This window comes from Photobacterium sp. Alg240-V54 (assembly GCF_900537155.1).
Lineage (GTDB): Bacteria > Pseudomonadota > Gammaproteobacteria > Enterobacterales > Vibrionaceae > Photobacterium.
On sequence record NZ_UNRL01000003.1, the window covers coordinates 143,038 to 164,232 of the forward strand.

General features: G+C 39.9%; 14 protein-coding genes. 9 read left to right on the forward strand and 5 right to left on the reverse strand.

Features of this window, described 5'->3' with window-relative positions; translation table 11 throughout:
• Positions 1–16: 16 nt before the first annotated feature.
• Positions 17–478: a GNAT family N-acetyltransferase gene (locus G6R09_RS09750; protein WP_065168250.1), complete on the forward strand. Its 462-nt coding sequence runs from the start codon at positions 17–19 to the stop codon at positions 476–478.
• Positions 479–529: 51 nt separating this feature from the next.
• On the opposite strand, the gene torS is transcribed toward G6R09_RS09750, so the two are convergent.
• Positions 530–3,445 (reverse strand): TMAO reductase system sensor histidine kinase/response regulator TorS, encoded by a 2,916-nt coding sequence (torS, locus tag G6R09_RS09755; protein WP_163922066.1) that lies wholly within the window; start codon positions 3,443–3,445, stop codon positions 530–532.
• Positions 3,446–3,593: 148 nt separating this feature from the next.
• On the opposite strand from torS, the gene torT reads away from it, so the two are divergent.
• From torT to G6R09_RS09770, 3 genes are all read left to right on the forward strand, one after another.
• Positions 3,594–4,664, forward strand: a complete 1,071-nt coding sequence (gene torT / locus G6R09_RS09760; protein ID WP_163922069.1) for a TMAO reductase system periplasmic protein TorT — start codon at positions 3,594–3,596, stop codon at positions 4,662–4,664.
• A 157-nt stretch (positions 4,665–4,821) separates the two neighbouring features.
• Positions 4,822–5,280, forward strand: coding sequence for a methylglyoxal synthase (locus G6R09_RS09765; protein WP_065168248.1), 459 nt, complete (start codon positions 4,822–4,824; stop codon positions 5,278–5,280).
• A 141-nt stretch (positions 5,281–5,421) separates the two neighbouring features.
• On the forward strand, positions 5,422–6,402 hold the full coding sequence (locus G6R09_RS09770) for an alcohol dehydrogenase catalytic domain-containing protein (protein WP_163922072.1): 981 nt from the start codon (positions 5,422–5,424) through the stop codon (positions 6,400–6,402).
• 93 nt (positions 6,403–6,495) lie between these two features.
• Here G6R09_RS09770 and helD read toward each other — a convergent pair whose 3' ends face one another.
• A complete protein-coding gene (gene helD, locus G6R09_RS09775; RefSeq protein WP_163922075.1) occupies positions 6,496–8,577 on the reverse strand; it encodes a DNA helicase IV in 2,082 nt (693 codons plus the stop codon).
• Between the two features lie 312 nt (positions 8,578–8,889).
• Between helD and yccS the strand changes: the two genes are divergently transcribed.
• Positions 8,890–11,073: a YccS family putative transporter gene (yccS, locus tag G6R09_RS09780; RefSeq protein WP_163922078.1), complete on the forward strand. Its 2,184-nt coding sequence runs from the start codon at positions 8,890–8,892 to the stop codon at positions 11,071–11,073.
• Between the two features lie 84 nt (positions 11,074–11,157).
• Here yccS and G6R09_RS09785 read toward each other — a convergent pair whose 3' ends face one another.
• Both G6R09_RS09785 and torC read right to left on the reverse strand, forming a co-directional pair.
• The gene (locus G6R09_RS09785; protein ID WP_163922081.1) at positions 11,158–11,385 is read right to left on the reverse strand and encodes a hypothetical protein; all 228 of its coding nucleotides are present in this window, start codon (positions 11,383–11,385) and stop codon (positions 11,158–11,160) included.
• A gap of 151 nt (positions 11,386–11,536) precedes the next feature.
• Positions 11,537–12,709 (reverse strand): pentaheme c-type cytochrome TorC, encoded by a 1,173-nt coding sequence (torC, locus tag G6R09_RS09790; protein ID WP_163922084.1) that lies wholly within the window; start codon positions 12,707–12,709, stop codon positions 11,537–11,539.
• A gap of 578 nt (positions 12,710–13,287) precedes the next feature.
• On the opposite strand from torC, the gene G6R09_RS09795 reads away from it, so the two are divergent.
• Positions 13,288–15,927: a molybdopterin-dependent oxidoreductase gene (locus tag G6R09_RS09795; RefSeq protein WP_163922087.1), complete on the forward strand. Its 2,640-nt coding sequence runs from the start codon at positions 13,288–13,290 to the stop codon at positions 15,925–15,927.
• Between the two features lie 99 nt (positions 15,928–16,026).
• On the opposite strand, the gene G6R09_RS09800 is transcribed toward G6R09_RS09795, so the two are convergent.
• Positions 16,027–18,273: a peptidase U32 family protein gene (locus G6R09_RS09800; RefSeq protein ID WP_163922090.1), complete on the reverse strand. Its 2,247-nt coding sequence runs from the start codon at positions 18,271–18,273 to the stop codon at positions 16,027–16,029.
• Between the two features lie 244 nt (positions 18,274–18,517).
• Between G6R09_RS09800 and G6R09_RS09805 the strand changes: the two genes are divergently transcribed.
• From G6R09_RS09805 to G6R09_RS09815, 3 genes are all read left to right on the forward strand, one after another.
• The gene (locus tag G6R09_RS09805; RefSeq protein ID WP_065168242.1) at positions 18,518–18,706 is read left to right on the forward strand and encodes a hypothetical protein; all 189 of its coding nucleotides are present in this window, start codon (positions 18,518–18,520) and stop codon (positions 18,704–18,706) included.
• Between the two features lie 294 nt (positions 18,707–19,000).
• Entirely contained in the window at positions 19,001–19,651 is a 651-nt protein-coding gene (locus G6R09_RS09810; protein ID WP_061000106.1) for a LysE family translocator, read from the forward strand.
• Positions 19,652–19,954: 303 nt separating this feature from the next.
• A complete protein-coding gene (locus tag G6R09_RS09815) occupies positions 19,955–21,121 on the forward strand; it encodes a Card1-like endonuclease domain-containing protein (protein ID WP_163922093.1) in 1,167 nt (388 codons plus the stop codon).
• Positions 21,122–21,195: the final 74 nt, after the last annotated feature.

A 21,195-nucleotide genomic window follows, 5' to 3' on the forward strand; every position in this document is an offset into this window, starting at 1 on the left:
GCCAATGGCTATATCTATGAATATTATTATTGACGATTTACAAGGACACGCTATTCAAGCGTTATTACAAGCGCATTTAACCGATATGAATAGCACTGCGCCTGCAGAAAGTGTACATGCATTAGATCTAACCCAACTTCAGCATCAAAATGTGACTTTTTGGTCTATCTGGAATCAACACCAATTGGCTGGGTGTGGTGCGATAAAGCACTTAAACACAACCACGGCTGAAATAAAATCAATGCGAACAGCCGATGAATTTCGAGGTCAAGGTGTCGCTTCACTATTACTGCAACACATTATTTCTTATGCAAAAACACAGGGCTACCAACAATTAAGTTTAGAAACAGGTTCAATGGACTTCTTTGCACCATCACGAGCACTGTATGCTAAACACGGGTTTATTGAGTGCCTGCCTTTTGCGGATTATCAGCCTGATCCTCATAGCACGTTTATGACACGTGATCTGTTGGCATAAAAAAAGAACGCCGTAGCGTTCTTTTTTATTATCTCACTATTACTAGCAGAATTAATCATCAAGAAAGGTGGTGGCTAACGCCGCGACAGAAGCATCAAACACTTGCTGTAATGGTGCAACCGCTAAACCCTCTATAGAACCCTCTTGCGCTGATTTTTCAAACATTAGACATAACTGATGTAATTGCATTAGTCCCATCGTACCCGATGCACCTTTAAGTGTATGGGCTTGTTTGGCAACTTCTGGTAAATCATTATTTGCAATCGCTTGTTGTAACGTCACCAGCGTTTTACTTGCCGAATCACCAAATAAGCTAATTAACTGCTTTACCTGTGCCGCACCAAGTACTTGTAAATCAGAGCCCAAAACAGATTCTTTTACGAGGGGTAACGCCTCATCGATTTCTGCAAGTTGTGGTTTTTCTTCACCAGCACCTTTTTCAATAACCACTCGCTTATCCCCTTTTAAAATACTGTTCATCGTCTCGATAAGTTGCTGTTCAACCAATGGCTTTGGCAAAAAACCCGAAAAACCAGCATTGAGATAAATTTCAACTTCCTCTCTAAATACATGAGCAGAAAAAGCCACCATCGGAGTTGGCTCTTGCCACGACGCATTTTTAGTACTGTCGATACGACGTAATTGATGCAACAGCGTTATACCATCAGTATCAGGTAAATTAATATCAAGTAACGCTAAATCAAACGACTCTTTACGATAACACGCTTCAGCTTGTGCGCCATCTTCAGCAATAACTACAGTATGACCTAATCGCTTCAGAAATCCTTCTGCAACCATGCAGTTTACTGGGTTATCCTCAACCAAAAGTATGTGTGCAGCAGGCACGATAACTTGGTTAGCATCGGTACTTAATGCCGCCTCGCCTGGCTCTAAAGGTAACGCAAACCAGAAGCAACTTCCCTCACCAATCACTGAATCAACGCCAATCTCGCCATCCATCGCTGCCACAATATGTTTACTGATGGCTAAGCCAAGCCCGGTACCTTCAATCGATTTACGCCCGGCTTCTGCTTGTTGGAAAGCACTAAATAATAATGTTTGCTCACTGGTATCAATGCCGATCCCTGAATCTTGCACTGAGAACAGTATTTCATCAGGCATATCAGGGTGTGGCTGCACATTTATGGTGACTTTACCAGTATCTGTAAACTTAATCGCATTACCGACTAAGTTAACCAGTACTTGTCGAATGCGGCTTTCATCACCAAACCAAATCGCATCGGCTCCTGGCTCAATATGATATTCAAACCCAATTCGCTTTGCTACAGCACGTCCATGCAGCATATTAAACACATCAACAACCATGCGCTTTAAAGCAAAATCGCTTGGCCTAATATCTAAATGCCCAGCTTCAATTTTAGAGTAATCTAAAATATCATTGAGAATATCAAGCAAGTTTTCACCACTGCGGTTAATCACATCTAAATAGCGTTTTTGTTGGCTACTTAAATTAGTATCGGCGAGTAAAGATGCAGTCCCTAGTACGCCATTCATTGGCGTTCTAATTTCATGACTCATGGTTGCTAGGAATGCTGATTTAGCTCTATTGGCTTTTTCAGCCTCATCACGAGCTTTATAATGATTGTAGACTTCTTCATTTAAGCGACTATTGATACGCTCTAACTCACCAGTACGCTTGGCAACCAACCGCTCTAAACTTGCTTTATGCAGCTGTAATTCTTGCCGTATTTTAGCTTCTGCTTGAGCTAACCGATGGCGTTCATTGGCAGTATCACGCGCCACTAAAATTGCCCGTCCCATTTGCGCTAACTCATCATCACCATCAACATCAAGTTGAATACCTAAATCACCGCGAGTTAGCGATAATAAAGCGCGGCTATAATGGTTAATACGACAAATAACCTGTATGTAAACAATACGCCACATGATCAACACCAATGCTAATAAGCCAATGCCTGAAATCACAATCAACGTATTACGGGCAACGATGAGCGTCTGATCAACTTGCTTAACCGCTTGCTGAGTATTGACATTAGCTGCTGCTATTATTTCATCAACGGTATTATTTAACTGTTGAAATAACACTAAGTTTTGCTGATCTAATCGCTGTACATCCTGCTTCGCATAAATTAATTGCTCACCAACACTAAACAGCAAATCACCACGCTCAAGCTTAGCGGTTTCTTTCATTAACTGTTCTGAACGGCTAGGATCCTCAACCGATTTAACGCGATGGCTAATAATATTAACTGCGTTATTAAAGCGTGTTTTTAATGCCACTAACGATTTAATATCAATAATACGTTCAGAGTCATCCAACATATTAACCACTTGTAATGATAAAAATCGTAATTCAAATAAGCGCTCAGATAAGTCCATATCGACTTCAACTAAACTATCAAGGGCATTATAAACAGCCGGTTTATTATTAGCGGCGACTAAATCGTAAATCCGTGACACGTTCGCCACTGCAATCGTATTAGCATTTGCCACTTGCGATTGAGATAAATTATCAATTTGATGTGTTGCCTTAGTCATCGCCGTTGTTAACTGATCCAATTGGCTTTGTAAGTCTATTTGCCTTCCCACCAGCAACCCAAGTAACGCTAAATTATCGACAATACGCTTTACATCATCTTCTAATTTCACCATTAATGGCTGATCAAACGAATATTGCTCCAATGCGTGTAAACTGCGATTTAAAGCTTCTATATGAATCGTTAATGCGCGCCCTTGTTGCATCCGTTCTGATTCAAGTTTCGATTTCGCCAACACTTGAGCATTAAAAATAATCCGCGAACTCAAATCTGATAATTTTCTTGCTTCAGCTAAAGCCGGTACTGCGGAATTAATCACGGTACGCTCAGTTTGAGCAACTAACGAAAAGCCTGCTACACCGATCATAACAGCTATGATCATCAAGCCAGCCATGGCAGAAAAGGCCAACAACAATTTGGTTCCGATACCTTTTCGAGTAAATGTCATAAATAGTCTCTATCTCATAAATCTTGTTTAGGATGGTGAATTGCCACGATAAATATGGCTTGTGCAATACTGGCTATTTCACCAAACACAATAAAACGGTACTATTTTGCCAGCGATATGGCTTTAGACCTAAATAATGTTGGTAACAATGCGCATTTTATTTTTTATTTTAATGATTTTATCCACTCAATCTGCGTTTGCGCTCGAGGTGATTTCATATCAACCTCCTTTTCAAACGGACAAAAAACCGACAAAAATTCAATACTCCTTTTTAACCTCGGTCACAAAACCGTGGAAAGTCTGTGCAGTGTACCCACATTTAAAAGATTCTTATTGGTTGTCGATCAATTATGGAATGGTTGAGCAAGCAAAAAAACTCGGTATTACCCTAAAAGTGCTTGAAGCTGGCGGCTATAGCAACCTTGCTAAACAACAGAGTCAACTAAAAGCTTGTCACCATTGGGGAGCTGATGCCATTATTTTAGGCACGGTAGATGCGCAAGCCTACAACGGTAAGCTATCCTCTCTAATTGGCAATACTCCGGTATTTTTAATGACCAATAATATTGATTTTACTGATCCTGATATTCGTCAGCATGTAAAAGCAAAAGTTGGGGTTAATTGGTACGATATGGGTAAAGCTGCGGGGACTTATCTTGCTAAATTACATCCTAAAGGTTCCGGAAAAGTACGTATTGCATGGCTTCCAGGGCCACAATTACGTGGCGGAACGAAATCTGTTACTAAAGGCTTTAAAGCCGCGATAGCCAATAGCGATATTGAGATCGCCACCACATTATGGGATGACAATAGTAAAGAACTACAACGTAATTTATTACAGCAATTATTTACTGATTATAAAAACATTGATTATATTGTTGGTGGTGCAGTTGCAGCTGAAGTCGCAATCAGTGAATTACGTACCAATCACATTACCGATATTAAAATTGTATCGACATATCTAAGTCATGGTGTTTACCGAGGTTTACGTCGCCATAAAATTTTATTTGCGCCCACTGATAAAATGGCAGAGCAAGCACGATTATCAATCGATCAAACCGTGCGTTACCTCGAGAAAAAACCAATGGTACTCGATATATCACCATTGATTGTCGATTTAACCCCTCAACATTTACCTGCGACGGTGATTCGTAACTCATTATCGCCAGCTGAGTTCCGCCCATCATTCTATGTTAATGATCATCATATCAGCCGATAACCTTGAATAAACTGGGGCCTATAAAGATCAATATCAATAATTTATGGGCCACCACAAGTTTTTAGCCTAATCTGATTTACACCCTGTCTAGTCTTTGATACTTATATGTCTTATCACCTAGCTTCATCAAGATTTACTTGAGATTAAAAGGACGATCATGATTACTACTACTCGCACAATGGCAGCTAAAAAGAATATTGCTCTCGTTGCTCATGATAATTGCAAAACGGCATTACTGCGCTGGGTGAAAGAGCACCAACATAAGTTAGCTAATCATGCCCTTTATGCAACAGGCACTACGGGACATTTACTTGAAAAAGAAACAGGGTTGCCAATTACTTGTTTAATCAGCGGTCCTATGGGTGGCGATCAACAACTGGGAGCATTAATTTCAGAAAGCAAAATCGATATGATGATTTTTTTCTGGGATCCACTCAATGCTGTACCACACGATCCTGACGTAAAAGCACTACTACGCATCTCTGCAGTGTGGAATATTCCCGTTGCAACCAATCGTGCCAGCGCGAATTTTATCATCACCTCTCCTTTGCTTGATAAAGAAATTGATATCGAAATTCCAGATTACGACGCTTATCTAAAACAACGTCTAGATTAACTATCTCGGCGCTATAATCAATGTAATCACTAAGCCTTCGCTAATGCCGAAGGCTTTTTATTATCATGATTTAGACAATATATTTAAGCCAAAATGAATAATTCATTATATGGTTATAAGTAGTCTAATAAGGAGTCGCCTATGAAAGCTTGGATGTTACAACAACCAGATGGGCTACAAGCCTTATCACTGACAACAGCGACGAAGCCTATTCCTGCCGCCGATGAAATTTGTGTAAAAGTTGCAGCAGTAGGCCTCAATCCTATTGATTACAAACTTACCGAGTGGGGCTATGCAACATGGAATTACCCCCAAATAATAGGCCTTGATGTTGCGGGTAATATTGATAGTGTCGGCGCCAATGTGCATCAATTTAAAGTTAACGACAGAGTGATGTTCTTTGCCGATCCTCGCACTGCTGGCGGCTTTTCTGAATATGCGTGTGTAAAAGCTGTCGCAGTGAGTCGAATTCCATTAACACTCTCATTTACTGATGCTGCCGCCTTACCCTGTGCAGCTTATAGTGCTTGGATAGCGGTACACGATAAATTACAAGTTGAAGCTGGCCAACATATTGCTATCACTGGAGCGGGAGGCGGTGTGGGTGGCTTTGCAGCACAATTAGCCAAACTCGCAGGCGCACATGTTTATGCCATTGCAGAGCGACAGCATCACCCACGACTACTCAGCTATGGAATTGATGCTGTTATTTGCCCACAACAAAATGTTGCTCTTAAGCTGATAAACCTGACCGAAGATAGATTATTACACGGCGTGATTGATTGTATATCGGCACAATCTGGTAGCATCATGAGTGCACTCATTCGTTATAATGGCCATATCGTCATGGTCGCTAATCAATTTGATCAAGTGCCACTGCTTGCGACCACCAAGGCGTTAAGTATTCATGAAGTCGCATTACAGGGTACTTATGCTCATGGCGCGCCAGAACACATCAGCCACCTTGCTGATATTGGTAATAATATAAGTGATTTAGTCGCCGATGGACATTTATCAAGTATGGTTGAAAAGATAGTCCCCTTTGACAAACTTTCACAAGCACTGACTGAATTAAAACAACAAACCCATTCAGGAAAAATTGTGGCGCACATCAGCACATAACATCAAAATTTTTACTACTTTACATATAAGTTAAGTGTAAAAAAGCCCCGCTATTAGTCATTTAATGGCGGAGCTTGACGTTATCAACCGTGTTTATTTAGTACGTTTGATTTTATTATTAACTGGATACTTATCTTCAATTAATTCATTAATAAACGGTGACGTTTTATCAGGATTAGCACACACCCACGCATGCTTTTTCGCCCGTGTTAATGCCACATAAAATAAGCGTCTTTCTTCCGCATCATTATAGGTTTCAGTGCTTGATTGCATGATTGCCGCTAAACCTGTTTCACGATCCGGCGACGGGAAAATCCCTTTATTAACATCAACAATAAACACATAATCAGCTTCACGCCCTTTACTGGAATGGCATGTCATATATTCCAAGTTAAGCTGCGGCCACTGTGTTTTCCACGTTTCAAACTTCTCAGGTTTCTGCTTATTATTTCGACCAAGAATCAACACATTGGTGTTCTTGTTCTCGTAATGTTTACTGAGACGAATTAACTCTTGTGGCAATAAATCAGTTGCTAATAAAGTCACCGCTTTCTTACTTTGCTTAGTAAAGCTGGTTAATTGCTTCTTAATTTGACTTGGGTTTTGTTGAATAAATACGTTAGCTACTTCACCAATCATGCTATTAAAGCGATAGGTTGTTGAAAGCTCACTAATATTACTATTGCCAAAGCGACCTTTAAAATCAGTGGTTAAATTAACGTCAGCCCCTGCAAAATGATAAATAGCCTGCCAATCATCGCCAACAGCAAATAACGTTGGTGTCGTATGACCTGCCACTTTCTGATGGCATAATGCTTCAATTAACGCTAATCGTTGTGGTGAAATATCTTGGTATTCATCAACCATAATATAACGCCATGGCGAGACAAACTTACCGGCTTTAACATACTCGGTAGCGACCTCAATCATACTATTAAAGTCTATTTGCTTTTTCACTTTTAAGTGCTGTAAATAGGCTTGATAACATGGCCATAATAGCGCTAACTCACTTTTCATTCGTGGGCGCATTGCCGGGTTATTATTATTTACAATCGCCTCTAACAACGCGTCTTTTTTCATACCTGACTGGCCAAGTAACTCAATATGACGCCACACCCAAGCTTGTAATTGTTCATTTTCAGCTTGCTGTTCCATTGAGTTTTCTTTGCTAAACCCAGGTACTCGCCATTGAGTAAGATGGCGTTGCCATTTGCTGGCTGCTGTTGAGTTATTCCATTGTTCAATTAACATTCGTGCCAACCATGCACTACGGGCACGCACATCTAATGTAATTGAGGCAACATTGGGTTTATCGTGTTCAACATCACGAATAATCTGTGACCCTAGGCTATGGAAAGTGGCGACTTTAACCCGATCACTGACCTTTTGCTTTAGCCTATCTGTCATCTCTTCGGCTGCTTTACGCCCAAACGATAGCATCAAAATATCTTCAGGCACTGCAGCCTGACTGGCAATAAGATAACCGGCACGTGCAACTAACACACTGGTTTTTCCGGTGCCAGCTCCCGCTAAGATCAAATTATAATCTTGGTTAATCAAAGCAGCGGTACGTTGCGATTCATTTAAGGGTGATTTCTCAAAGCTATCAAACCATGAGCCCCATTTTTGTGACTGCTGTAGTAACCATTGTTGATTATGCTCTTCAACCCACGCTTGATGCTCACCCAGCCAAGGAGAGATTTTTTCAAAACTACGGGGTCTAAACGTTGCAGCAAGCTCTGGGCTTAGGTCTGAATCATGTAAACTATCATTAAGAAACTGATGTAATTCATGATGTTCAGAATGACGCAAATAGCCTGATTTATTTGAAAAAACTGCAATTCTTTGTAGCATTTCAGGCAACATCACATCTAATTTATCAACGCGGCTTTGTGCCCAATCTTGATAGCTACGAACTAAAAATGCAGCGAAGGGCTTACATTCGTGCCAAGGCAAGCCATGAACTGTCCAACAGTATTGTTGGTTTGAAGACGTCAGCTCAAGCGCACCCCATAATACACCACGATGGATTTCAACCGACCCATCCCAGTCATCAAAAGAGATCACATCAGACGTGGTCTGACTATCTAATACCAAGCTATTACCGTCTAAAGCGATACTGTAATAATCACCTTGAACTAACCATTGTGCTAGTCGACTGGCACTTAATTGCATTGTGATTCCACCAATTGTTCCATGCTTTAATTAGGCTGTAATACTCATTACTGGCCGGTAACCGAGTTACTCAACCTCGATTGAATCATTACTTGTCACCCGTTTATCGGGATAATGTCACTTAGAATATCAATAACTCTCGTGTAGCCATAGTCTTGAAGCGTCTATTTGGTTAAATATTATTCCGCAAGGTAACGTTAATTTTTTTGATCAGCAATAACCATATTTCTGTTATCTTTAGTGACGTTTTTATAACGTTAGATAATTCTATCGTTTTCTCCATTCATTATTATCAGAAGATTGTTAATATCCATGCAAACTAAAGACTTACATGTAAATTTTCGTCGCTACTGGGTCAATGATCGTATTAATTACTCTATTCGCGTATTTATTGCACTTGTTGGAGTGGTATTACCATGTTGGTACCTCAAAGCGAACCATGCTGTTACCCCCTTAGTACTCGGCATTATCGCTGCAGCGCTAGCTGAGTCTGACGATAATTTAACTGGCCGTATTAAAGGCCTGACAATAACTCTGATTTGTTTTTTGATTGCATCCCTTTCTATTGAAGTCTTGTTTGACTATCCCCTTTTCTTTGCAATCGGTCTCTTTTGTTCAACATTTAGTTTTATTATGCTTGGTGCGATGGGCGCGCGCTATGCCAGCATTGCCTTTGCCTCGCTATTACTAGCGGTTTACACCATGCTCGGTGCCGAGCATAGTGTGAACTTATGGTATCAACCGATGCTACTCCTTGGCGGCGCATTCTGGTATGGCTGTTTATCATTAACATGGCATATTTTGTGGCCTAACCAACCAGTACAACGTAGCCTTGCTAACGTCTTTAGTGAGTGTGCTGATTACCTTGATCATAAAAGTCAGCTTTTTGAACCTGTCGCTGATTTAGTACCTCAACCATTACGTTTAAAAGCAGCCAGCCAAAATGCGCGGGTGGTAAATGCCTTAAACATAGCCAAAGCTACCCTATTGCATCGTGCTCGCCGTGGACAACCCAATACTACCGGCGATCGTTTTTTGACCATTTATTTTATGGCACAAGATATTCATGAGCGTGCAAGCTCTTCACACTATCGCTATCAAGATCTCGCCGCCAACTTTAACCGCAGTGATGTTCTGTTCCGTTTTCAACGTTTATTACGCTCACAAGCTATTGCATGCCGTGATATTTCAACGGCGTTAGCAATGGGAAAATCTTATACCCACGATGAAAAGAGCCTCAAAGCATTAAACGAGCTGCAAGACTCACTGCAATATTTACATGACCAAAATAAGCCTGAGTGGAAGATGTTGCTGATCCAGCTTGATTTTCTATTTAATAACTTGGCGACTGTTGAACGTCAGTTAATGAATATCAATAACCCTGATGCCACACATGTAGAAGAAGAAAATGATATCCAATTATCTGATAACGAAGCTCACGGTATTAAAGAATTAGCAAAACGAATCAGTGCACAATGTAATACTGATTCGATGCTGTTTCGTCACGCTATGCGCATGGCTATCGCATTAACCGTTGGTTATGGCTGTATTCAAGTATTCGATTTGCAACGTGGCTACTGGATTTTGCTCACCACGCTATTTGTATGTCAGCCAAACTACAGTGCAACCCGCCAAAAATTACGCCAACGTGTGATAGGTACTATTGGCGGTATTTTAGCGGGTATTCCCCTGCTTTATTTATTTCCGGGACAAGAAGGTCAATTAGTACTCATGGTGGTGGCTGGCGTGCTGTTTTTCTCGTTTAGAATGGTTAAATACGGTTGGGCAACAGCGTTTATTACTTTGCTAGTATTGTTCTGTTTTAATCAACTAGGTGAAGGTTATGCGGTTATTCTGCCTCGTTTAGGCGATACCTTGATTGGCTGTTTACTGGCAGTATTGGCGGTAACCTTTATTCTGCCAGACTGGGAATCTAAGCGTTTACACAAGGCAATGTCTGGAGCAATTAATGCCAATAAAGATTACTTAGCACAAATTATTGGTCAGTACCGTATCGGTAAACGTGATAGCTTGAGTTACCGTATTTCACGCCGAGATGCCCACAATACCGATGCTCATTTAAATACAGCAATCAGTAATATGCTGGCAGAGCCTGAGCGTTACCAAATTGATGCGAATGAAAGTTTCCGTTTCTTAACCTTAAACCATGCAATGCTAAGTTATATTTCGGCATTAGGTGCTCACAGAACACAACTTGATGACGATAATACCCACCAGTTAGTGTCAGAAGCACACCGCATTATTCACACTCACTTAGAATGTTTAGCGACGCAATTGTCAGGCAACGCATGTCAAAGAGCGCCAGCGTTAGATGTCGATTTGGATCAGCGTTTAGGACAATGGCGAGATGAAGACTGCACCTCGGTACGTATGGTATTACAGCAACTTCACTTGATCCACCGTATGCTACCTGAAATGCACAAACTGGCAGATCAACTTGTTCCTCAAGTGCAAAAACAAGAAGTGACGGCATAAGATAAGTTAGCAAGATAAACAAAAGGACTGAAGGTGACATTCAGTCCTTTTATATTTATCAATCAAAATTTAACCAATACTCTCTTACACTATGCTTTCAACTAAAAAAGTATCATTGGTTAATTCAATATAGTGTTTATTATTTTTTGTTATCACTTCACCGCCACACACAAGCTCATCTTTTACACCAATATTTTGATAAGATCGCGCATTACCATCTCGTCCAGAACCCAAAAGAATGTATGTTAACTTACTGCACTGTTTAGCTTTATCCACATGTATTTTACGTTCTTTTCTTTGCTGGGTTTGCATAAGGTTAAACTCATTTTTTCATAGTAAATCCCTTACAAAACACAGAATACCATACCGTATAATAGCAAAAAAAGGGAACCTGATTTCTCAGATCCCCTTTCCGTTCTTGGCGTTGTGTTTAACGCAAGCTATCTATTTTTCAACGAGTGATTTACTCAGTTGCTTGCCCTGCCGCCGCAGGTGCATCTTTTGCGTTATCTTGTAGATACTTCAACAAGGTACGCTCTTCATCTTTATCCAACATGTAGTACTGTTGCATCGCTTTCAGTCCTTGAACCCAACCATTTGCAGTTAAGTGTTTTGGATCTGGAATTGCGTGACACTGACCACAACTTGCATCTAGGATTTCTTTACCGTAAGCCCAGATTGGCTTCATGCTTGCTAGCATATTACGTTGTGTGATCCATGCAGATACTTGTAATTGCTGCCATGTTTGGCCATCTTCAGCTTTCACTGTATTTAGAATAGTTGCTGATTTTTGTAAATCGGCATTCAGTGATACAGTCTGAATCTGCTTCGCCATGTCTTGCACTAACATACCGGTTGTTGAACCTTGTTGCTGCCAACCCGTAATTTGTACTTTAAGCATGTCGCCACTTGTACCTAACACTTGCACTTCTGATGCAGGGTATAACTGACCTTGTTCATCGCCTGATGCAGAGTCAGTGGTATACAATTTCTTAGATGCTAATGTGTAAAGCGTTTTGGTTGCAGGCGCTTCACCAGCGTTAATTGTTAACTGTTTAAATGTTGCTTGGAAGTCATTATTAATATGTGGCAACTGGTGCGCAATACCTTTGTGACACTCAATACAGTTCATATCTTTTGCTGCTGCGCCAGTCATCGCTGCCGCTGCCGCTGGAGATTGCTTCGCGTGATCCATTGCAGTATATGAGTGACAACTCTTACAGGTTGCTGAATTTGTTTCAGCCATCATACGCCACACATTTTGTGCCATGCGTAAACGGTTTGCTTCAAACTTTGCAGGTGTATCAATATCTTTACTGATGAATTCGCTGTAAATATCGCCCACACCACCCAATTTTGCTTTCATGAAAGCAATCGGGTTATTTTCTGGAATATGACAGTCACGACACTCAGCACGTACGCCATAAGCATTCTTATAGTGAATACTGGTTTTATATTCGTTGTAGTTTTCTTTCATTGAGTGACATGAAGTACAAAACTCGGTAGTCGAGCTAAATTTTATCGACTCGTGAAAGGTAAACACACCTGCCAGTGTTATGATCACACAGACAACAGCAATCGCTAATACAGAATAACGACTACTAGGCTTGACTAAAAAACGCCATAGTTTCTTCATGGATGGTCCAAAATGAATTAAACGTCAAAACAACGTTAAAAAAAGTGTTGCGCACAAACTAACACTTGAATGTTAACAGGGCAATGGACGCTATTAATATATAAAAATATTAATATCACAATTGATCATAGTTGTTTCAGTAAAACGATACAAAATTTTTTTTAATTAGAACTCTAAGCATATTAAAAGCTCAAATAATCTTTTACAATAATAAATACAACATACCACCACCTATATAACAAAGACAAAAATCACAATAATAACAGAAACATACCAAGAAGGTTACAGTATGTCATATTGTAATTGTCATACAATAAGTCGCCTATCGAGAATAATTATCAGTTGGTTTTTAATTATTGTGCTAACTATTCCATTATTTACATTGAACATTAAACATTCGCGTCTATTATAGATTTTTGTGAAAACTTATTTTCCAGTTAGTAGTCTAATATATTTTATATATACGTGTAGCCTATCAAGAAATAAGTCAAATAATAGATCACTATACCGACTAGTATTTGAACAGTGATTATGCCACTTGAACGCTTACTCATTCGGTTTGTCTTCGGAATATAAACATGACCCTATCTCGTCGTAACTTTTTAAAAGGTTCAGTAGCAACCGCAATTGCTGCTAACGGACTTACCCTTTTCCCTGCTGGTAAAGTATTTGCTTCAGATACAATTACAATTCCATCAGCTACCCACTATGGTCCTTTTAAAGCAGTCGTTAAAAGCGGAACATTAATTGGTGTTCAACCTATTAATGATGTAGACCCATTTCCTACAGAGATGTTAACCAAAGGTGTATTAAGCCGTACTTACAGTGATACACGTATTAAATATCCAATGGTACGTAAATCACTATTAGAAGATCCATTAGGCGATCATAATCCTCACCTACGTGGTAAAGAACCTTTTGTTCGTGTCGATTGGGACACCGCGATTGCATTAACTGCTTTCTGTATCGCACGTACTGTTGAGAAACATGGTAACGAAGCACTATTTAGTTCTTCATACGGTGGTTGGTCACATTGTGGTGTTAACCGTCCTCAGACTCTACAAGGGCGTTTCTTTAATCTTATTGGTGGTCAAAGTATTTGTGCGGGTGACTACTCTGCAGGTGCTTCAGAAGTTATTCTTCCACACGTTATTGGTGATATGGAAGTTTACTCGCCACAAACCGCGTGGGAAATCGTTGAAAAAAATACTGAAGCAGTACTATTTATTGGTTGTGATCCTTGGAAAACAAACCGCGTAGAATTCCGTGTTGCTGATCACTCAATGCAAAAACATTGGGAAGCATTCAAGGCGAAAGGGATTAAATTTATCTCTATTAACCCACAACAAACTCAAACAGATAAAGCCGTTGGTAGTGAGATGATCAATATCCGTCCTAATACGGATACTGCTCTATTTACTGCAATGTCTTATCACTTATACAAAACGGGTCAACACGATAAAGCTTACATCGATAAATACACTGTTGGCTTTGATAAATACCTTGCTTATTTAATTGGCGACGAAGACGGTGTTGCGAAAACACCTGAATGGGCTGAAGAAATCACAGGTTTACCTGCCGCTAAAATTAAAGAGCTTGCTGAACTTTGTGTGACTAAACGTACCCAAATTGCAGCAGGTTGGGCATTACAACGTGCCGACCACGGGGAAATGATCCACTGGTCTATCATCAACTTTGCCGCAATTGCAGGTAAAATTGGTAAGCCTGGTGAAGGTGCTGGCTTTAGTTGGCACTATGGTAACGGTGGTATGCCAGCATCTGGTAAGCGTATGCCTATCGGTTTATCACAAGGCCGTAACCCAATTACTAAAACGTGTCCTGTGGTTATGGTTTCAGACATGCTGAAAAACCCAGGTAAAGCCTATACTCGCGACGGTTCAAGCCTGACCTTGCCAAAAGCTAAACTTATCTACAATGCGGGTAATAACTTACTGTCTCACCAACAAGATACTAACGAGTTAATTAACGCGCTGAACGATAATATTGATACCATCATTTGTCACGAACCTTGGTGGTGTGCAACAGCAAAATACTCTGATATCGTATTACCAACCACCACTACTCTTGAGCGTGATGATATTTCATCTGGCGGTACTTACAGCAACAACAAAATCTACGCTATGCGTCAGGTTATTGAGCCTGTAGGTGAAAGCTTAGATGACTACGAAATCTTCTCACGTCTTGCTTTCATGTTTAACGTACATAAAGAATTTACCGACGGTAAAACAATGTACCAACATGTTAAAGCCTCTTATGAAGCCTCTGATGCAACGGAAGATTTTAAAACATTTTGGCAAAATGGTATTACTCACGTAACAACGCCTGATGCAGCAAATAGCTTTGTACGTCATGGTGATTTCTACGCAGATCCTGATAAAAACCCATTGCATACACCAAGTGGTAAAATCGAGCTTTACAGTGAAACACTGGCTGGATTTAAAGCTAAAGATTGTCCACCAATGCCACAATGGATCCCACCATTTGAATGGTTAGGTAATGCTAAAAAAGGTCAAGTTCACGTCCTAAGCCCACACCCATGGATGCGTCTGCACTCACAAATGGCAAATGCTGATGTAAACAGCTATGAGTCTGTTGATGGACGTCAAATCGTTCTTATTAACAAGCAAGATGCTGCAGAACGTGGCGTGAAAGACGGCGATGTGGTTGAAGTGTATAACGAACGCGGTACTCTACTTGCTGGTGCGCGTATCACTGATGAAGCAATGCCTGGCGTTATCTACATTCACGAAGGTGCATGGCTACAACTTGATAGCAAAGGCCGTTGTAACTCAGGTTCAATCAACATGCTAACAAGCAGTCAACCAACCAGTGGTCTAGCACAAGCAACCAGTGCTAATACTTGTTTGGCTTACTTTAAGAAATGTACTGACGCGGAAACACCAAACCAGGCTTACATGCCGCCTAAGATTGTAAAATCAGACTTTAAAGTTGATATCTGGTCATTACAGCTAGGTAAGCGCCTGAAAGCGGTAGCCGCAGAACAAGGTCCTGCTCAGTCACCAGGTGAGAAATTATTCTACGGTAGCTGTACGCTTTGTCACGCAGCACCACACCCAAGCGACTTCACTTACAAACAGTGGAAAGGTATTACTAACAGTATGTTCCCACGTGCAGGTCTAAACGAAAAAGATCGCAAACTTGTTCTTGATTTCCTAAAAGACAACGCTAAAAAGTAATTAATAGTTCGCTATCCGTTAGCTAACAAAAAGCCCCGCAGAACATATATTCTGCGGGGCTTTTTATTGTGAAAGCTTACTTATTATTCAACGAACTTATTACAAGCCTTTGGTGTACTGATTACAGGTATGACCAATAATAGCGACTTCAATATCACTACGTGCAAGATCATTATTACCAGCAAGATACTGATTAAATAACGCCGTCAATTCCGCTTTTGATACCGTCACTTGGGTATCAGTTTTAATGGCCCGTAAATCCACCATAAAACCAGTAAATTTATTCTGAACCTCAGCCACAATATCTAAGTTTAAAAAGTTCTCAGGGTTATATAGCGCATTATGATCGCCACGCTGTTTATCAACAACAAATGATGCTTCAGTAAGATTAATGATCGATGCAGATTTATCACATTTGCGTAAGCATTTATCATCAAAACGCTTCTTTTTACAGCCAACGGTTTGATGGAATAAACATTGGCGGCTCATTAACAGCATCATTGGATGATAAATACTGTAATAAACCTCAAACCCCGCCGGTACCGTTATTGGTTTGATCTGAGAGCGTTTGATCTCATTAGAAATAAACGCCCCAACACAACCAAATTCCTGCTGTAAACATTCAAGGCTCAAACCATTACTGATGTTCATTTGCGGGCCAGCTATCCACGCTAAACCTAATTGATGTGCAGCATAACCAACACCACTATTATTGGTCACAAGACGAGAAGGTTTCACTTGTTCAAGGAACGTCACTGCAGCTTGGTAGTTATCACCAATCAAAATGGCTGGGAACCAAGGGATCAAATGTGGGTTTTGTTGGAACAGAGTAACTAATTTTAGCCCTTCCATTGCCATCGCTTCTGGCAACTGATAATACACTGCAGTATTTGACTGACTAACAGCGTCAATATCAGCAGGATTGGCAATTAACACAGATAGCGACGGTGTCAATGTTGATTGTGGCGCTCGCACAACTTTTGGTAACTCAAACGGCTCCACCAGCGGCTGATCGCCATTTAATACACATGCAATTTGATCGCGCATGTAAGTTAATTCTTTAAATGGCACCACAACGCCTGTTGCTAGCTGACTCAAATCCATTGGTGCTAATAAATACTCACCATTATTTAAGCTGCGGAAGCGTTTTTCAAAACAATCGCTATCAAGCACCGTATTATCAGACTGTCGTAATAACGATGTTGATGCCACTTCAAACTGCTGCAATGGCGTTGTTACGCGAATAATTAGCTGTTGTCCTACCTGACCGATAATCGTCAACTCTAAGGCTAATAAGCGAATATCTAAATCAGCAATTCGCTCTTCAACAGTTTTAATAATCGTGGTTTTATCATCATATAACTTTCGTTTAACCGCTTGGATTTCCGTCTCAGATTTAGCATCCGCAATCTGCGCAAAGTGATCAACAGAGTTATCTCGAGGGTTATCAATAAACATCGCTTTATTGATATCCCCCATTAAATATGAATTTGAAAAACCACGGTTAAACACGGTATATAACTCACGCGTATCTGCCAATAATGGTTTTTGATTACAGTAGTTGTCTAACTGACGACTCCAATTATCGACAACGGTATACACATAATGAGATTTTTTAATCCGCCCTTCGACCTTTAATGAATATACGCCAGCATCAGCAAGTGCTTCTAAATTTGAAAATGCAGAATTGTCTTTCATATTAAGCGGGTAATCTTTTCCCACCGCTGTTGTCTGATATTGATCACGACAAGGCTGACTACAGCGACCACGGTTACCTGAATTACCGTTTTTAGCCGAACTTATATAGCACAGGCCTGAGAAGCCAATGCAATATGAACCATGCACAAACACTTCCATCAATACATTATGCTGATGACCAAACTGCGCTAAATGTTTTATTTCTTTAATATTAAGTTCACGCGATAAATTTACACGGCTAGCATTGAGCTGCCCCATAAATAAAATTTGACCTTCATTATGACTATTAACTTGAGTAGATGCATGAACATCAAGCGTTGGAAAATGCTGCTTGATTAAGTGAAATAGCCCTAAGTCCTGTAAGATAACACCATCAATTTTAGTGTTGACCAACTTATTTAGCAGTCGAATAACCGCTGGAATTTCACTTTCTAAAATCATGATATTAAGCGTAAGAAAGATCTTACAATCACGTTGATGCGCTACGCGAACAATACCGTTTAAATCTTCAAACGTAATATTGGTTGCACGATTACGGGCATTAAAATTATCTAGGCCACAATAAATAGCATCCGCACCCGCGACAATTGCCGCTTTAATCGACTCTATATCGCCACCCGGAGCTAACAGCTCAAAATTACTTCTCATCGCGTTATGACCCATCTCTTATAACCGTGCCTTAAAAAAACGTACTCATCTTGTGAGCGGCTATTCTACCTGTGAGGGCGATTAAGTCCAATTTTGGGAGATAAATCACAGCCTGTAATAGGTTTTAATTACTTTTTACCTGCAAACAATTTATTCAAATATTCCTTCTTTGAATAAATATCGATACTATGACCCCATAAATATATTTTACTGATTCATCGTAATAATAAGGATAAAAACAATAATGACGACTCAACCACAACTGACAGAAGCACAGAAATCAGCCATTGAAGAAATGGTTATTAACCGCGTTAATGCAATGAACAATGATGCGGTTTTATGTGATGCCATTGACGATAAAGTCCACAGCATGGAAGAACATTTAAAAGCTTACTTTCATGAGCGATTTCATTTTCACCGCAATAAAGCATAATAAAAACCAGACAAAATAGATTTAAAAACAGTCACTAACTGATCACTATATTGAAGCTTCGATAGCGCTCATTAGTGGTCAGTTTTTTATTTCGTTACATATTGCTGACCTTTATTGCTCTAAAACTCCTGCACTCGCCCCAATCAACTTACGTTCAAATAACCAAAAACAGACAATTAATATACAAGAACACTACAATGAAGCAAAAAACACCAGCTATTGATTATAAGCCATAGAATGAAACTATTTATTGTGTAAAATATAGTCTTCTGCACTCCAACGTTGTTTTTTACCATGATTGATTTAAATATATTACCGCTTTACCTCACCGCAGTGATCGCCTTATTACTTATTCCCGGACCAGACATGCTGCTCATTGCGAGTTCAAGTTTAACTTATGGTCGAAAAGTCGGTATTTATGCAAGCTTAGGTAATGCTACCTCAGGTATTTTATTAACCATTTTAGCAGCGTTGGGTGTATCAGCACTGATTGCAATGAATCCAATCGCATTGCATGTTTTACGCCTAGTCGGTGGCGCTTATTTATTAAAAATGGGCTGGGACTGTATGCGTACTCATCCTGATGACGCCCCTCAAGAACTAGAACATTGCAATAAAATGGCATCAACGTTATATCGCCGTGCGGTGTTTACTAATTTACTTAATCCAAAAGCACTGATTTTCTTTGTCTTGTTTTTACCACAGTTTGTTTCAACGCACGTGGCGACATCGTCTGGCGAGCAAATGCTAGTGCTTGGATTACTGCTTAATGTTTTAGGATTATTGTTTAATCTATTTTTAGTAACCACTATCGGTGTGTTTGGTCAATCATTACTAAAAAATGAAAAATTCCGTAATAACCAACATAAATTCATGGGATTAATATTCTTTGTGCTTGCTATTTGGCTATTAGCGTCACAGCTACCGACGCCACCAAGCATGTAAGTTATTATTGATAACTATGTTTCCAACAAAAAAAATGCCATTAATTACGATGGCATTTTTAAAAAAGACGTTAGCTATCTAAAAAAGATGACTAAAAATAGGGTATTAGAGAAAATAAATGAATAGGTAACAAGCTAAATTTATATGAGAATAATTAGTCTATAAAATTTGACTTGAATTTCACACTAAAAAACCTCATATACATACCTTATAGATGTGCTGCGCACGCTTACCTTTTCATTTCTTTTATTTAATGCGCACCACAATATTACGCCCAATATATTGGGCGCATTAAGGATTATTATGATTACTCACGTTGGCATTATTGATCAGGATCCAGTCCGTCTGATCACTCCATTATTAGACGAAGCAATTCCTGCAGATAAAATGGTGTTTATTGGTACTGAACAACAACAAAAACAATACGATCGCCTCGCTTCTATTTTGATTCCACGAAACATTATTGTTGAATTTTTCATCATTCCCGACATTATCAATGTCACCCAAATTCGACAACGCCTTAATCAACTAGCCGACCAATTAAAGCAAGACAGCCGCGATGTATGGTTTAATGCAAGCTGTGGTTTACGTCACCGTCTATTATCTGCTTACGAAGTTTTCCGCTCTTTCCATTGGCCTATTTACGTCATTGAGCCTTTCAGTGATGAAATGTGTTGGTTATTCCCTAATGACCGTGAACAACAACAAGTTCAAGATCGTATTCAAATTACTGACTACTTAACAATCTTTGGTGCTCGCTGTGAATTATCGGATAATCCGATGCCAGAGTCGCTTAACGACCAATTATGGGAGTTAGGCCAACGTTGGGCAAGTTCAGCATTAGAATTAGGCCCAGGCTTAGCAACGCTTAATTACCTTGCAACAACATGCCGTAAAGAACAAATATTGCATGTTGAGCTCAGTGAAAAACAACAAGGCTATAAAGAACTCGGTACATTACTGACGGATTTAGAAGAAACAGGTTTAGCAACATACCATAATGGTATTTTGACATTTAAACATGAAGAAGCACGTCGATTTGCTAATGGCGAGTGGTTAGAAAGCTTGGTTCATAGTACTGTTCGCGCTATTCAAAATGAACTGCCAACCATTCAAGATCACTCTTTAGGTGTGCAAGTTTACCGTAAAATTGGTGAGCGTGAAGTACGTAATGAACTTGATGTAGCCACCATCGTTAACAATAAACTCCATATTATTGAATGTAAGACCAAAGGTATGCGTGATGATGGTGACGATACCTTATACAAGCTAGAATCATTACGAGATCTGCTTGGTGGTTTACAAGCGCGCGCAATGCTAGTGAGTTTCCGACCTTTACGTCATCACGATTTAGTTCGAGCACAAGATTTAGGCTTAGCCATTATTGGCCCAGATCAACTGGGTGATTTGTATACCCACCTTTATGATTGGCTTAAAGGTGCTGGCGGTGAAGCACATAACCCAGCATAATAAATTATTGTAAAATGAACAGTGATCAAAAAAGGCCTTATCAAAAGGCCTTTTATTTAAATCAAAGATTAAGT